This window comes from Streptomyces sp. NPDC057445 (assembly GCF_042802855.1).
Lineage (GTDB): Bacteria > Actinomycetota > Actinomycetes > Streptomycetales > Streptomycetaceae > Streptomyces.
In genome coordinates this window covers 260,060-274,027 of record NZ_JBHVDH010000009.1, presented here as the reverse complement: position 1 = coordinate 274,027, position 13,968 = coordinate 260,060, and the positions used below count along the sequence as shown (strand labels likewise).

Genomic DNA, 13,968 nt, shown 5'->3' with positions numbered 1-13,968 from the left:
AGAGACCGGAGACCGCATGTCCCAGGCCACCGCCACCGTCAGCGCCCTCGTCAGCGAGCCGTCCCCGCCGCCGGGCGGACGCTCCGCGCGGTCGGCGGGCAGCGACTTCGCGCCGCTCCTGCGGGCCGCGAAGGAGCAGGGGCTCCTCGACCGCCGCACCGGCTGGTACGCACGCGCCATCACGGTCAACGTCCTCGCCATGGCCGCCGTGGTCACGGGCATCGTGCTCATCGGCCCCTCCTGGTGGGTGCTCCCGCTCGCCGTGCCGCTGGCACTGCTCTCGGCACGCACGGCCTTCATCGCCCATGACGCGGGCCACGCACAGATCACCGCCGACCGCCGGATCAGCCGGATCATCCAGCTCCTGCACGGGAATCTGCTGCTCGGCATGAGCCAGGACTGGTGGAACGACAAGCACAACCGGCACCACGCCAACCCCAACCACGTCGACAAGGATCCCGACGTCGCCCCGGACGTCCTGGTGTTCAGCCAGGACCATGCCGAGGGCCGTACCGGCTTCCGGGGCTGGCTCACCCGCCACCAGGCCCGGCTGTTCTTCCCGCTGACCACGCTGGAGGGACTTGCTCTCAAGGTCTACGCCTTCCGGCACGTCTTCTCGCGGACGGGCGACCGCAGGCCCCCCGCACGCGGCCGCGCGGTCGAGGGCGGGCTCCTCGTCGCGCATGTCGCCGGATACGTCACGCTGCTGCTGACCGTCCTCACCCCGCTCCAGGCGCTCGTGTTCGCCCTGCTCCACCAGATGCTCCTCGGCCTCCACCTCGGTATGGCCTTCGCGCCCAACCACAAGGGCATGGAGATGCCCGACCCGGAGAGCGGGGAGCGCTGGGGCCATCTGCAGCGGCAGGTCCTGACCTCCCGCAACATACGAGGCGGCGTCCTCACCGACTGGTTCCTCGGCGGCCTCAACTACCAGATCGAGCACCACCTCTTCCCGAGCATGCCCCGCCCTCATCTGCGACTCGTCCAGCAGCTGGTCCGCGACCACTGCCGCGGCCTCGGCATGCCGTACACGGAGACCGGGCTGGTCGAGTCGTACCGTCAGGCTCTCGGGCACATGCACGAGGTCGGCGGTGCGCTGCGGGCACAGGAGGCAGTGCGGCGCCGTCGCAAGGAAACCGGCGCATAGTGGAACCGGAGACCTCGCGGACGCGTTCTCAGAGCAAGGTGCGGCCTCGGGGCTGCTAAGGAGGCCACGAAATGTCGACAGGTGCCAAGATCGCCATCGGGGGAGTGGCCGTGGGCCTCATCCTGATGCCATTGATCGGATTCTGGTGGGCGCTGCTGATCGTCGTGGGGGTGCCGGCCGCGGCCTACTTCGCGCTCGACCCCTCGCAGCGCCGCCGGCTCCGCCGGATCAACCGCAAGCAGATCGGCCGCTGACCGGGCGTGGGCCGGGCCTGGCGCCCGGCCCGGCCCGGGTCCTTCGTGCCGGAGTGCGCCCATCCGAAAAACTACCGGTACGGGAGAGGGGCACGCAGATGAGCGTCGGTGGACGGATCACCACGGTCAGCAGCAACGGCGAGTACTCGTTCACCAAGCCGAACCGCGCCAGTGTGACCCTGCTCGCCGGACTCGGCGTCGAAGGTGACGTCCACGCCGGGGTGACCGTCAAGCACCGCTCCCGCGTCGCGCAGGACCCCACCCTGCCCAATCTCCGCCAGGTCCACCTCGTTCACGAGGAACTCTTCGAAGAGGTGCGGGAGGCCGGCTTCCAGGTCCGACCGGGCGACCTCGGCGAGAACATCACGACCAGGGGCATCGACCTGCTCGGCCTCCCCACCGGCGCGTTGCTGCGCCTTGGTGCCGAGGCGGTCGTCGAGGTCACCGGACTGCGCAATCCGTGTCTGCAGATCGACCACTTCCAGGTCGGGCTGCTCAAGCAGGTCGTCCGTCGCGACACCGAGGGCAATGTCGTCCGCAAGGCCGGGATCATGTCCGTCGTCAGGACGGGCGGAGTGGTGCGTCCCGGCGACCCGATCGCGGTGGAACTGCCCGACGGGCCGCACCGGCCGCTGGAGCGGGTCTGAGGACGCCTCCTCAGCGCAGTGGACAGGAGTTGACCGTGTCACCGCCCGCCGGTCTGCGGAGTGTCCGGTCCGCCGGCGGTGCGGCGCCGTCCTCCACCCAGCCGGTCAGCGCAGCGAACGCCGAGCGGTAGCAGGGCAGGATCGGGCGGAGTCTGTCCGGGTGCGTGTCGTACAGGCCGTCGGTGTGCGTCCCGCCCTCGACCGTGTAGTAGCGGTGCAGCGCCGCGCGTCCCCGGCCGTCGATCATCCGCCGGTACACATCGGAGTCCTGACTGATCGGCAGCAACGTGTCCAGATCGCCGTGCAGTGTGATCAGCGGCTTCCCGATCCGGCCCGTCAGCGCCACCTTCGCGAGGGCTCGGCGGACATACGGGGGACGTGACGCGAGGTCGTAGTCCGCGTCCGAGGGGCAGACGGCGAAGATCTGCTCCGGCGAGGACCCGGCCGAGGCGCCCGGGCAGCCAGGGTCGTACGACGGATCGAACTCGGCGCGGAAGATCTTCTGGGTGAGCCCCCAGTAGACCTTCTCGTGGTACGGCCACAGGAACCGGGAGCCCGGCGCGAACCCGGCCGTGATCAGCTCCTCGTCACCGGCCCTGCCCAGGGTCCTGGCCACGGTGACCGGGAGGCTCGTCAACGGGCTCGGCCCGCGCGAGGTCCACAGCACGCCCTCCCAGTCCACGCCCCCGTCGTACAGCTCCGGACGGTTCTCCAGCTGCCAGCGCGTCAGATAGCCGCCGTTCGAGATGCCCGTCATATACGTCCTGGCCGGACCGTGTCCGTAGCGCTGCCGCACCGCCCGGTTCGCCGCGAGCGTCAGCTCGGTGACCCGCCGGTTCCACTCGGCGACAGCGTCACCGGGGCGCCGTCCGTCCGTGAAGAAGTCGGGTCCCGTGTTGCCCTTGTCGGTCGCCGCATAGGCGTAACCCTGCGCCAGGACCTGATCGGAGATGAGTGCGTCCGTGGCGTACTGCCGCCTCGTGCCGGGCGATCCGGTGACGACCAGGCCACCGTTCCAGCGGTCCGGGAGCCGGATCACGAACTGCGAGTCGTGGTGGAGACCGTGGGTGGCGTTGAGGCGCGAGTCGTCAGGGAAGTAGCCGTCGATCTGGATGCCCGGCACCCCGGAGGGGTTCCTGGTGCCGCCGGCCGCCAGACCGGCCTGGTCCGCCATGTCGGTGTACGGGGTCCCGGCCAGCCCGGAAGTCGTCAGGTCCCCGAGACAGGCCGTCCCCTGATGTGCCGCGCCCGGCACCCGCAGCCGGTCCTGACGGGCGCAGTGGCCGGGCGACGACGCCTGTGACGGACCGGCGTCCGCGAAGGAGGCCGACGTGAGTGCGAGGAGCAGTGAGGCGAGGACCGGGGTTCTCCGGGACGCGAGGATCGGAGTCCTCCGGGACGATCGGGACGGACGCATGGCGACTAGCCTCCGAGTGAAGGGCGAACAGGTGGGCGCGCCGCCACATCGTGCTGTCGTCCCGTCCGTACGGCCATGGGGCCGGCCCACACCTCGAACCGGCCGGCCATGTGCTCAGGAGGGGCGTACCGCCACCTTGTCCAGGCCTTCCAGCAGACCGGGAAGTTCGGGCCCGCGTCCCACCGGGAGCACCTCGCCCGGCTCGTCGTCGAGCAGGACGAAGGCGATGTCGTCGGTCCTGGCCACGAGGGACCAGCCGGGCCCGTCGGCACGCAGCGTGCGCGCACCGTCCGGGGCGAAGCTGGAGCGCACCCGTCCGGGCGGCGGCGGCTCGTCCACGTAGCCGTGCAGTTCCTTGAGCACCCGACGAACGCCCTCGTGCCCGGCCGCCGGCTCCCCGCCGTCGTCCTCCTGTTCGTCGGGCTGGACGAAGGTGACCTGGTCGGCCACCTGCTCGCGCCAGGCGGCCCACTGCAGGGCGATCTCGTCCGCGCCCAGCCTGCGCTGCGCGGGGCCCCAGGTCTCCGTGTCGGGCGGGGCGAGACAGGGCCCGGCATCGTCCTCGTTCTCCGGGTCATGGGGCGCCGGCACACCGGGGGCGACGGTCGCGACATGCAGGGGCCAGCCCGGCAGAGCGGCGACCACGGTGCGGTCGCTGGGGGACAGGTCGTAGTCCATCCCGCAGTCCCACGACGCGATCGCGACGGCGACGAGAGAGACGTCGTCGACCACCACCGTCCACCGGGCGCCGGCGCTGTCCTGGCCGAGGACCAGCCCGTATCCCTCGGCGAACGGCTCGAGCCCCAGGGATGCGCACACCGCCGGGTAGTCGTCACCGAGCACGCTCGGGAACTGCGCGGGCGTCAGCAGCAAGGCGGTCAGCACATAGAGCGTGTCGTCGTCGGCGACCTCGTCCGTCCCGGCCACAGCACCCTCCCCATCCGATCGTTCGTCGGCGCACCCTAACCAGTGGGTAACCCCGGCGTCGAGGGTTCACGGCAGGGAAAGTGAACCAGGCCCGGTCCTGCGCGGTGCGGGCATCGCCTCGGCCCGCCTCCCGGCCCGCCTCCACGTCATGCCGCGGGCAGCCCGAGGAGGCTGCGCGCCACGGACTGCGGGGACTCGTCCCGCTCGCGGGCGAGGGCGATGACCGCCCGGCAGGCCAGCTCGTTGACTCCGAACGTCAGGGCCTCGGGCGACACCCAGCTCGACGCTTCGTCGATGCCCTGCTGATCGTCCTCGGCACATGCGGACACATAGGTCGCCGCCGCCTCGAACAGGTTGTGCTGCCGAGTCCGCGTGCTCGGGGCAGGAGCCGCGCCCCGCTCGCCGCCCCGTCCGGACACCAGCAGCTTGCGTATGTTCCCGATCACCCTGTCGAACACCCTGGCCACCTTCCCAGCCCCGTTCACCCGTCCGGCGTACCCCGCCGGTGCGTCAAGTCTTCCCGCAACAGGGCCCTGAGCCACGTGAGTTCCGCCGCGCTCGTGGCCCGGGCGATGGTGAGGATCCCGCGCCGGTACGGGTCCTCGATCTCCTCGGCCCGCAGGGCCCGGTCGCCCTCGTAGAAGAAGCTGGCCGGCTGCTCGAGGAAGTCCAGCCGGCGTCGTAGTACGGCGTCGCGTGCCACCGCATCGGGGACGTGCCGGAGAAACGCGAGCACCGTGAACCAGCGGTTCTCGTCGGTGATGTCCTGCGCGGCGGGAGCGGTGAGCCGCCGCAGCAGTTCTTCTCGGCCCTCGCCGGTGAGGGTGAGGACATGCCTGGGAGCGGCGGCCTGTCCCGGTCGGCTCTCGCGCACCAGGAAGCCCGACTTCTCCAGCCGCTTGATGGCCGGGTAGAGGGTGCTCTCGGCCACCGGACGGACATGACCGGTGAGCGCTGTGATGTGTTTGCGCAGCTCATAGCCGTGCAGCGGGGTGTCGTACAGGAATCCCAGGATGGTCAGCTCCAGCATGCCCATATTCTCGCTCACCAACGTGGTACATCGGTGGCGTAGTACTACAGCGCCGATGTATGGTCCGGAGCGTCGGAGATCCACATGGAGGGGGCGGTACGGATGCGACAGGCCGGATTCGACGAGTGTGGGAGCGTCATCCGCTGGACGGAGTCCGCGGGGGAGGGACCCGCGCGGGTGTATGTGCACGGGCTCGGCGCGGCTTCCACCATTTACCACGCCCATATCGCCGCCCACCCGCTCCTGGCGGGTCGTCGGTCACTCTTCGTCGACCTGCCGGGGCACGGCATCAGCGACCGGCCCGCCGGCTTCGGTTACCGGCTGGAGGATCACGCCGATGCACTGGCCGCCGCACTCGACGCGGCGGGCGTCGGCGGGCCGGGCGGCGCCGAGCTCGTGGCACACAGCATGGGTGGCGCGGTCGCGATTGTTCTCGCCCACCGGAGGCCCGATCTGGTGTCGCGGCTGGTCCTCACGGAAGCCAACCTCGATCCGCACCCCCCGGCCTCGGCGAGCAGCAGCGGCATCGCGTCCTGGACGGAGGACGAGTTCGCCCACGGGGGTGGATTCGCGCGCGTACTGCAGCGCATCGGACCCGCATGGGCCGCGACCATGCGGCTCGCCGACCCACTCGCGCTGCATCGGAGCGCGACGTGGCTGGTCCGCGGCACCCGGCCGACGATGCGCCGCATGCTGATGGACCTTCGCGTCCCGCGCGTATTTCTCCAAGGGGCGCTCAGCGGCGAACTCCCCGGTGCGGACGAGCTGATGACCTCCGGGGTGCGGGTCATCACTGTCCCGGACGCGGGTCACAACGTCATGTTCGACGCCCCCGACGCGTTCGCGCAGGCTATCGCCGCCGGCGGACCGGACGCGCCGGCGCCGGCGGCGGCGGACGCCTCCTCTGCGCCTCAGCCCTGACGCACGGCAAGGGCCAGGAACCGCGCGTCCTCGTCGACGTACGAGACCATCGTCCAGCCCGAACGGCTCAGCAGCGGACGGAGGTTGGGCTCCGCCCGCAGATCGTCGTCGGTGAGCCGGCGGCTCTGGTGTGCGGCGAGCGCGGCCCGCCCGATGGGGTGGAAGAGCGCGAGCCGGCCGCCAGGACGCACCACCCGGGCCAGCTCACGCAGATTCTCCTCGGGGTGCGGCAGATGAGCCAGTAGCCCGGACGCGAAGACGGCGTCGAGCGACTCTGGGCGCAGGGGCAGCCGGGCCACGTCGGCGAGCAGCAGCGCCCCTGCCCGGTCCCGCCCGGCGCGGACCGCGGTGTCCAGCATCTCCGGCGTCAGATCGACGCCGATGACTGTGCCCGTGGATCCCACGGCATCCCGCAGCGCGGGCAGGGCGCGCCCGGTGCCGCAGCCCGCGTCGAGCACCGCGTCACCCGGCCGGGGACCCAGCGCCGCGACGCCGGCCGTGAAGGCGGGGCCGTCGTCCGGGAAGCGTGCGTCCCACCGGGCAGCACGTGCGCCGAAGAACTCCTGCACCTGTGTGTGGTCGTCGGTCATGAGGAAATGATCCCGCAGCACACAGAAGTTCGGTGCACACGTTCGAGCTCGACGCGATCGTTCACAAGAAGCTCTCTGTCATATTCCATCAGCTTTCGAACTGCGCCCCAGTCGATCGCACCCGGCGGGGCTAGCGTCCCTGAGCCATGGGACACCTGGACCACGCCACCTTCGGCTGGCTGACCCCCGTGCTGTCGTACGTGATGGCCTGCATCGGCGCCGCGCTCGGTCTGCGCTGCACCGTACGCGCGCTCGAGACGACCGGCAGCTCCCGCCGCAACTGGCTCGTCACCGCCGCATCCGCCATCGGCACGGGCATCTGGACGATGCACTTCGTCGCGATGCTCGGCTTCGGCGTGACCGGTACCGACATCCGCTACGACGTGCCGCTGACCATCCTGAGCCTGCTCGTGTCCGTGCTCGTCGTCGGCGCGGGAGTCTTTGCCGTCGGCCACAGCCGCGATCGTGTCCGCGCCCTGCTGCTCGGCGGCCTCACCACCGGTCTCGGCGTCGCCAGCATGCATTACCTGGGCATGGCAGCTCTGCGGCTCCACGGCGAAGTCCGGTACGAGCCGCTGCTCGTCGCGCTCTCCGTCGCCATCGCCGTCGTCGCCGCGACCGCAGCGCTCTGGGCGGCACTCAACATCAAGTCACCGGTCGCGGTCGCGGTCGCGTCGCTCGTCATGGGCGCGGCGGTCAGCAGCATGCACTACACCGGGATGCTCGCGGTCAGCGTACGCATCGAGCCCTCGGCCGAGACGCTGCCCGGGGCCACCCCGATGCAGTTCATCTTCCCCCTCGCCGTCGGCCTCGGCTCCTACCTCTTCCTCACCTCCGCCTTCGTCGCCCTTTCCCCGACCGCACGCGAACGCGCGGCCTACGCGTCGGCCGCCCGGAGCACCGAACCGGCCGTCACCCCCCACTAGCCGTGGACCGCGAGCGCCACGCCGCACCAACCACCCGTATCCGGAACGAGGAGGCCATGCGCACACCTCGCAGCACCCCCGGCCCCGACACGCCGCCACCACAGCGCCCTACCTCCGCCCGGCCCGCCGTGCCGGCGGCGCGCGGCCGGCGTGCCCACGCCGGACCGCCCGCCGAAGAACAGCCCGAACCGGGAACGGGCCAGGAAGCGGGGACGGACCGGTCGGCAGGACGGGGCCCCCGCGAGCGGTGGCGGCTCCGCCCCCGGACCGTACGTGCCAAGATCGTGTCGCTGCTGATGGTGCCTGTCGTCTCGCTCCTCGCCCTGTGGGGGTTCGCTACCGTCACCACCGCCCAGGACGTCGCCCGGCTCCGACAGCTCCAGGACATCGAGCACAGCGTCCGCGAGCCCCTCGCGGGAGCCGTCACCGCCCTTCAGGCCGAACGGCGCGCCGCGCTGCGCCGGCTCGCGGCCCCCGGACCCGACCGGGCAGCCGACCTCCAGCAGCAGGCCGAGCTCACCGATGCGGCCCTCGCCGGGCTCTTCCTCGATGACAACCACACCGTCGCCGACGCGGGCGACCTCCCCGCGCCCGTCGCGGGCCGTCTTCGTGAGTTCGTCGCATCGGCCGGCGAACTGTCCGTCCTGCGCACCTCCGTCCTTGACGGAAAGGCCGAGTGGGACCGTACATACGAGGCGTACACGGCCGTGATCGCCTCGGCGTTCGGCGTCAGCGGTGCGCTCACCGGCATCCAGGACGACGCACGCGGCTCCGACGCACGCGTTCTTCTCGAATTCGGCCGCGCCGCCGAGATGCTCGACCGCGAGGACGCCCTGGTCACCGCGGCCCGGACGGCCGGGGACTTCAGCACGGAGCGCCTGCGGCTCTTCGCCGGTGCCGTCGGGACCCGTCGTGCTTTCACCGAATCCTCCGTCGCCGATCTCCGCGCTCCCGGGCGCTCCGCCTGGCGCGAACTCACCGCACAGAGCTCCTACCGGGCACTGCTGGCCGCCGAGGACCGGACCCTCACCGCCCCGGCAGGCCGCCGCGCCGCCCAGGCCGTGCCCTCCACCACCTGGGACGCTGCCCACAGCACCGTCCGAACGGCGATGCGTGACATCGAGAGGGACGCGCGGCGGAGCGCCGTCGACCGCGCCGATCCCTTCGGCCAGGGCATGCTCACCGTTGCGGGCGCCGCCGTACTCCTCGGCCTCGTCGCCGTCGCCGCCTCGCTCGTCATCTCCGTACGGATCGGACGCGCCCTCGTCGTCGAACTCATCAGCCTCCGCAACACCGCCCTGGAGATCGCCCGGCACAAACTGCCCCACGCCATGCGCCGGCTCCGCTCCGGCGAGGAACTCGACGTACACGCCGAGACCCCACAGGGCCCGGCCCCGCAGGACGAGATCGCCGAGGTCGGCGAGGCCCTGTCGACCGTGCACCGCGCCGCGCTCAGCGCCGCCGTCGAACGCGCGGAACTCAGCCGCGGCATCTCAGGTGTCTTCGTCAACCTCGCCCGCCGCAGCCAGGTCCTCGTCCACCGTCAGCTCAATCTGCTCGACAGCATGGAACGCCGGGCCGAGGACCCCGGTGAACTCGGGGACCTCTTCCGCCTCGACCACCTCACCACCCGGATGCGCCGCCACGCCGAGAGCCTGATCATCCTCTCCGGCGCCGCCCCCGGCCGCGCCTGGCGCATGCCGGTACCCCTCACCAACGTCGTACGCGCCGCCGTGTCCGAGGTCGAGGACTACGCACGCGTGGAAGTACGGCCCCTTCCCGAGAGCGCCGTCGTCGGCGCCGCGGTCGCCGACCTCACCCACCTCCTGGCCGAACTCGTCGAGAACGCGGCCCAGTTCTCCCCGCCCCACACCAGGGTGCGCGTCAGCGGCGAACCCGTCGGCAACGGTTACGCGCTCGAGATCGAGGACCGCGGACTCGGTATGGGCAAGGAAGCCCTCGCCGACGCCAACCGTCGTATCGACGAGTCCGAGGCGCTCGACATCTTCGACGGCGACCGGCTCGGTCTCTTCGTGGTGAGCAGGCTCTCCGCCCGCCACGACATCAAGGTGCGGCTGCGCACCTCGCCCTACGGGGGAACCACCGCGGTCGTGCTGATCCCGACACCTCTGCTCCAGAACGCGTCTTCCTCGGCGGGATCTCCGTCACGAGCCGTCGGCCACAAAGGGGTTACGGGCCCGGATGCCGCGACACCGTCCGCCGCGCAAACCGCTGTGCACGGCATGGAGTCGGCGCTGAAGGACACCGCTGCGCGGGCCGTCGAAGTCCAGCCGGACGCCGCCGAACCACCGCCCCCCGGAGTCATCGCTCTGAGACTGCGCGGGCGCCCGCACTCCGCGCAGCAGCCCGAGTCGCACGAACAACAGCGACCTCGCCCGCAATCGCGCTCCCAGGCCCGTCCCGACCGCTCCCCGTCGACCACCTCGTCCCCGTCATCGCCTTCGTTCCCTGCGTCCCCGTCAAAGCCGGGGGACGACGCGGGCGGCCTCCCTCGCAGGGTCCGCCAGGCGAGCCTCGTGCCACAACTGCGCGAGGCACCAGGGCCCGAAGCGCCGGATTCGGCCGACGACACCTCGCACGACACCCCGGATCGCACACCGGAACAGGCCAGGGACCGCATGGCCGCCTACCGCGCCGGCTGGGCCCGGGGCGGCGGCGCCGCCCCCGGCAGCACCCGTAGCAGCAGCACACCCGGCACCGCCCACAGCAGCGAAGGAGACGACGCATGATCGACCACGAGAGGGTCGCCGCGGAACACCGATCCGGAGAACTCGACTGGCTGCTCGACGACCTGGTGCTGCGGGCGACCGCGGTCCGGCACGCGGTCGTTCTCTCCTCCGACGGCCTCGCCGTCGGTGCCTCTGGCGGACTGACGCGGGAGGACGCGGAGCACCTCGCCGCGGTCGCCTCCGGATTCCACAGCCTCGCCAAGGGCACGGGCCGGCACTTCGGCACCGGATCCGTCCGCCAGACGATGGTCGAGATGGACGACGGCTTCCTCTTCGTCGCCGCCGCGGGGGACGGCTCCTGCCTTGCCGTTCTGAGCTCCGTGACCGGCGACATCGGTCTGATCGCGTACGAGATGGCCCGCCTCGTCAAACGCGTGGGTGAGCACCTCGGCACCCCGCCGCGCACCTCCGCCACCCCGCCCGCCGCCGGCTGACCGCAGGGAGTCCCCACCACCATGAGCGAATCCGGCGACGAAGGCGAGGAACTCCGGGGCAGCCGCTGGTACGACGCCGAAGCGGGACCCCTCGTCCGCCCGTACGCCATGACCGGAGGCCGCACGAGACCGGGTCCCGGCACCGAACTCGATCTCATCGCACTCGTCGATGTGGCCGGGGGCGCGGTGGACCGGGCCGGGGATTCCCTGTTCGGCCCCGAGCACCGGGCACTCCTCGAGCTCTGCCAGGACGAGACCCAGTCGGTCGCGGAACTCGCCGCGGGGGCCGACCTGCCCGTGGGTGTCGTACGTGTCCTCCTCGGCGACCTCCTCGAGGCCCGCTACGTCACCGTCAGCCGGCCCGTACCGCCCGCACAACTGCCCGACGAGAAGATCCTCCGGGAGGTGATCGACGGCCTGAGGGCGCTGTAACCGCCGTTGCGCGGACCTGGACCGGGGCAGACTGGTGACGGACACAACCGACCCGGGCCCCCGACCCCGAGGAGTACCGTGCCTGTCCCGATCATCATCGACTGCGACCCCGGGCACGACGATGCCGTCGCGATCCTGCTCGCTGCCGGGGATCCCGCGATCGACCTGCTCGCGATCACGACGGTCGCCGGCAACCAGGTGGTCGAGAAGACCACCCTGAACGCCCGCCGGATCTGTACTGCCGCCGGAATCGACGACGTTCCCATCGCGGCCGGCTGCGCGAGGCCGCTCGTTCAGCCGCTGTATGTGGCGGACGACGTCCATGGCGAATCGGGCATGGACGGCCCGCGCTTCGGTGAACCCACCGTCGATGCCGTCCCCGAGCACGCCGTCGACCTCATGTACCGGATTCTGACCGGACACCCGGAGCCGGTCACTCTCGTCCCGACCGCCCCGCTGACCAACATCGCCCTGCTGCTGACCCGGTATCCCGACGCGGCCGCGCACATCCGGGAGATCGTCCTCATGGGCGGTTCCACCGACCGCGGAAACCGCACACCGGCCGCCGAGTTCAACATGTACGTCGACCCCGAGGCCGCCGACATCGTCTTCCGCAGCGGCCTGCCCGTCACCATGTGCGGGCTCAACGTCACCCACCAGGCGCTCGCCACACCTGACGTGGTCGCCCGATTCGAAGGTCTGGGCACCGAACTCGGCAGTATCTGTGCCGAGCTGCTGACCTACTTCGCCTCCACCTACCGGCGGCTGTGGGGCTTCGAAGCCCCGCCCCTGCACGACCCGGTCGCGGTGGCCCGTGTCATCGACGCCTCGATCGTGCAGTGCGCCGAGGCGAGCGTGGCGGTCGAACTGCGCGGACAGCACACGCGCGGGGCGACCGTCGTCGATCTCCACCGGTATCTGGACCGGCCCGTCAACGCTCAGGTGGCGGTCGGCCTGGACAGTGAGAGGTTCTGGGACCGTGTCATCGCCGCGGTCGGCACCCTCGGGAAGCGGGAGGTCTAGGGCCTCTCGTTCGGATCTTGCCGGGTTCGCGTGCCCTGGCACCGCACCTCGCTGCGTTGTCGTCAGTCGCCGACGCTCCGCGTGGACTCCCTCCTCCGCCTTGCGATGCACGCCGCCAGACCCCGCTCACTGATCCGGCCTGATCCGAACGAAAGACCCTAGGGGAAGGCAGGCACCGAGCGCCGGCCGGCCTCGGCGCGCGGTGGTGCGGAGTGTCCGCGAACCCCCGTCAACGGCAGGCGCCGTGCCCGCTCCCGTCCGGCTGCGAAACCGGCCGACGCCGACGCGCGGTGGAATCGCGCCGCGCGGGTTGCCCTGCATCCGGCACCAGCTCGCCCCGCAGCAGCGGCTGATCAGCCGGGACAGAGGCGCCCCGGTGCCTGTGCGACGCCCCCGCTCGGGCGGCTCCGCCGTCCGGGAGACACTGGAGAGCCCGGCTCGACCAGGTCTCAGGAAACCCGACCGGAATCAGGAAAGAGGAACCGCTCCGTGCCCGACACACGCGATGGTCGCGACACCCATGAAGGCCCCGTCACCCGGGGTGTACACGACGCGCGTGAGCCCGTCACCGTTCCGGAACAGCCGGCGCTTCGGGCCGACTGCGGCAGCTGCTTCGGGCTGTGCTGCGTCGCCCTGCCCTTCTCGGCATCGGCCGACTTCGCCGTCGACAAGCCCGCGGGCCGGCCCTGCACCAACCTCCGGGAAGACTTCGGCTGCGGCATTCACACCAGCCTCAGGCAGCGCGGCTTCTCCGGCTGTACCGTCTACGACTGCTTCGGAGCCGGTCAGAGGGTCTCGCAAGCGACCTTCGGCGGGCGGAGCTGGCGGGAAGCTCCGGACACGGCCCGCGAGATGTTCGACGTCTTCCCTGTGATGCGGCAGCTCCACGAACTGCTCTGGTATCTGGACGAAGCGCTGACACTTCCCGCAGCCGCGCCGCTCCACGCCCGCGTCCGACGCCTCCTCGAGAAGACCGAAGCGCTTGCCCGGCAGGACGCCGCCGCCCTCCTGACTGTCGACGTGCCCTCCCACCGCGGGCAGGTGGGGGAAGTGCTCCTGCGCGCGAGCGAGCTCGTGCGAGCCGAGGCCGGACCCGGTCGCAGGAAGAACCGACGGGGCGCGGACCTGCCGGGGGCCCGGCTCGCCGGTGCCGACCTCCGGGGCGCGGACCTGCGCGGCGCCTGCCTCATCGCCGCGGACCTCACGGGCGCCGACCTGCGCCTGGCCGATCTGCTGGGAGCCGACCTGCGCGACGCGGACCTCGGTGGTGCCGATCTCACCGGCAGCATCTTCGTGACTCAGCCCCAGCTCCAGCAGGCCAGGGGCGACGGGCAGGTGAAGCTGCCCCGGTCGCTGACCCGCCCCGCGCACTGGTCGTCGTAGCATCGTCCATCGTCGCAGCTCCGCGGGCATAGGCACGCGCTACGGGGGTACGTAGGTCCCGTGTCAGGCCGTGCTCCGGCCCCGGCC

Annotated in this window: 15 protein-coding genes; 10 read left to right on the top strand and 5 right to left on the bottom strand. The window is 71.5% G+C overall.

Going from position 1 to position 13,968, the window contains the following annotated elements; genetic code table 11:
- Nucleotides 1-16: 16 nt before the first annotated feature.
- The 3 genes from ACFU5O_RS21420 (at nucleotide 17) to ACFU5O_RS21410 (ending at nucleotide 2,048) form a co-directional block, all read left to right on the top strand.
- Nucleotides 17-1,147 (top strand): acyl-CoA desaturase, encoded by a 1,131-nt coding sequence (locus ACFU5O_RS21420; RefSeq protein ID WP_384242720.1) that lies wholly within the window; start codon nucleotides 17-19, stop codon nucleotides 1,145-1,147.
- A gap of 71 nt (nucleotides 1,148-1,218) precedes the next feature.
- Entirely contained in the window at nucleotides 1,219-1,401 is a 183-nt protein-coding gene (locus tag ACFU5O_RS21415) for a hypothetical protein (RefSeq protein WP_384242719.1), read from the top strand.
- Between the two features lie 98 nt (nucleotides 1,402-1,499).
- Nucleotides 1,500-2,048, top strand: a complete 549-nt coding sequence (locus tag ACFU5O_RS21410; RefSeq protein WP_384242717.1) for an MOSC domain-containing protein — start codon at nucleotides 1,500-1,502, stop codon at nucleotides 2,046-2,048.
- A gap of 10 nt (nucleotides 2,049-2,058) precedes the next feature.
- Here ACFU5O_RS21410 and ACFU5O_RS21405 read toward each other — a convergent pair whose 3' ends face one another.
- The 4 genes from ACFU5O_RS21405 to ACFU5O_RS21390 form a co-directional block, all read right to left on the bottom strand.
- Nucleotides 2,059-3,465, bottom strand: a complete 1,407-nt coding sequence (locus ACFU5O_RS21405; protein ID WP_384242714.1) for a tannase/feruloyl esterase family alpha/beta hydrolase — start codon at nucleotides 3,463-3,465, stop codon at nucleotides 2,059-2,061.
- 114 nt (nucleotides 3,466-3,579) lie between these two features.
- Nucleotides 3,580-4,392, bottom strand: coding sequence for a hypothetical protein (locus ACFU5O_RS21400; RefSeq protein WP_384242712.1), 813 nt, complete (start codon nucleotides 4,390-4,392; stop codon nucleotides 3,580-3,582).
- A gap of 146 nt (nucleotides 4,393-4,538) precedes the next feature.
- Nucleotides 4,539-4,817: a hypothetical protein gene (locus ACFU5O_RS21395; RefSeq protein ID WP_384242807.1), complete on the bottom strand. Its 279-nt coding sequence runs from the start codon at nucleotides 4,815-4,817 to the stop codon at nucleotides 4,539-4,541.
- Between the two features lie 56 nt (nucleotides 4,818-4,873).
- Nucleotides 4,874-5,422 (bottom strand): PadR family transcriptional regulator, encoded by a 549-nt coding sequence (locus ACFU5O_RS21390; protein ID WP_384242710.1) that lies wholly within the window; start codon nucleotides 5,420-5,422, stop codon nucleotides 4,874-4,876.
- 102 nt (nucleotides 5,423-5,524) lie between these two features.
- Between ACFU5O_RS21390 and ACFU5O_RS21385 the strand changes: the two genes are divergently transcribed.
- Nucleotides 5,525-6,343, top strand: a complete 819-nt coding sequence (locus ACFU5O_RS21385) for an alpha/beta fold hydrolase (RefSeq protein WP_384242708.1) — start codon at nucleotides 5,525-5,527, stop codon at nucleotides 6,341-6,343.
- On the opposite strand, the gene ACFU5O_RS21380 is transcribed toward ACFU5O_RS21385, so the two are convergent.
- On the bottom strand, nucleotides 6,334-6,933 hold the full coding sequence (locus tag ACFU5O_RS21380) for a class I SAM-dependent methyltransferase (RefSeq protein ID WP_384242706.1): 600 nt from the start codon (nucleotides 6,931-6,933) through the stop codon (nucleotides 6,334-6,336). The genes ACFU5O_RS21385 and ACFU5O_RS21380 overlap by 10 nt on opposite strands.
- A gap of 146 nt (nucleotides 6,934-7,079) precedes the next feature.
- Between ACFU5O_RS21380 and ACFU5O_RS21375 the strand changes: the two genes are divergently transcribed.
- From ACFU5O_RS21375 to ACFU5O_RS21350, 6 genes are all read left to right on the top strand, one after another.
- The gene (locus ACFU5O_RS21375) at nucleotides 7,080-7,859 is read left to right on the top strand and encodes an MHYT domain-containing protein (protein ID WP_384242704.1); all 780 of its coding nucleotides are present in this window, start codon (nucleotides 7,080-7,082) and stop codon (nucleotides 7,857-7,859) included.
- Nucleotides 7,860-7,915: 56 nt separating this feature from the next.
- The gene (locus tag ACFU5O_RS21370; protein WP_384242702.1) at nucleotides 7,916-10,609 is read left to right on the top strand and encodes a nitrate- and nitrite sensing domain-containing protein; all 2,694 of its coding nucleotides are present in this window, start codon (nucleotides 7,916-7,918) and stop codon (nucleotides 10,607-10,609) included.
- Nucleotides 10,606-11,043, top strand: coding sequence for a roadblock/LC7 domain-containing protein (locus ACFU5O_RS21365; RefSeq protein ID WP_384242699.1), 438 nt, complete (start codon nucleotides 10,606-10,608; stop codon nucleotides 11,041-11,043). The genes ACFU5O_RS21370 and ACFU5O_RS21365 overlap by 4 nt, the downstream gene beginning before the upstream one ends.
- A gap of 21 nt (nucleotides 11,044-11,064) precedes the next feature.
- Nucleotides 11,065-11,475: a DUF742 domain-containing protein gene (locus tag ACFU5O_RS21360; RefSeq protein ID WP_384242697.1), complete on the top strand. Its 411-nt coding sequence runs from the start codon at nucleotides 11,065-11,067 to the stop codon at nucleotides 11,473-11,475.
- Nucleotides 11,476-11,553: 78 nt separating this feature from the next.
- Nucleotides 11,554-12,498 (top strand): nucleoside hydrolase, encoded by a 945-nt coding sequence (locus ACFU5O_RS21355; protein WP_384242694.1) that lies wholly within the window; start codon nucleotides 11,554-11,556, stop codon nucleotides 12,496-12,498.
- A 618-nt stretch (nucleotides 12,499-13,116) separates the two neighbouring features.
- Nucleotides 13,117-13,881 carry a pentapeptide repeat-containing protein gene (locus ACFU5O_RS21350; protein ID WP_384242805.1) on the top strand — a complete coding sequence of 255 codons (765 nt, stop codon included), beginning with the start codon at nucleotides 13,117-13,119 and terminating at the stop codon, nucleotides 13,879-13,881.
- Nucleotides 13,882-13,968 lie beyond the last annotated feature (87 nt).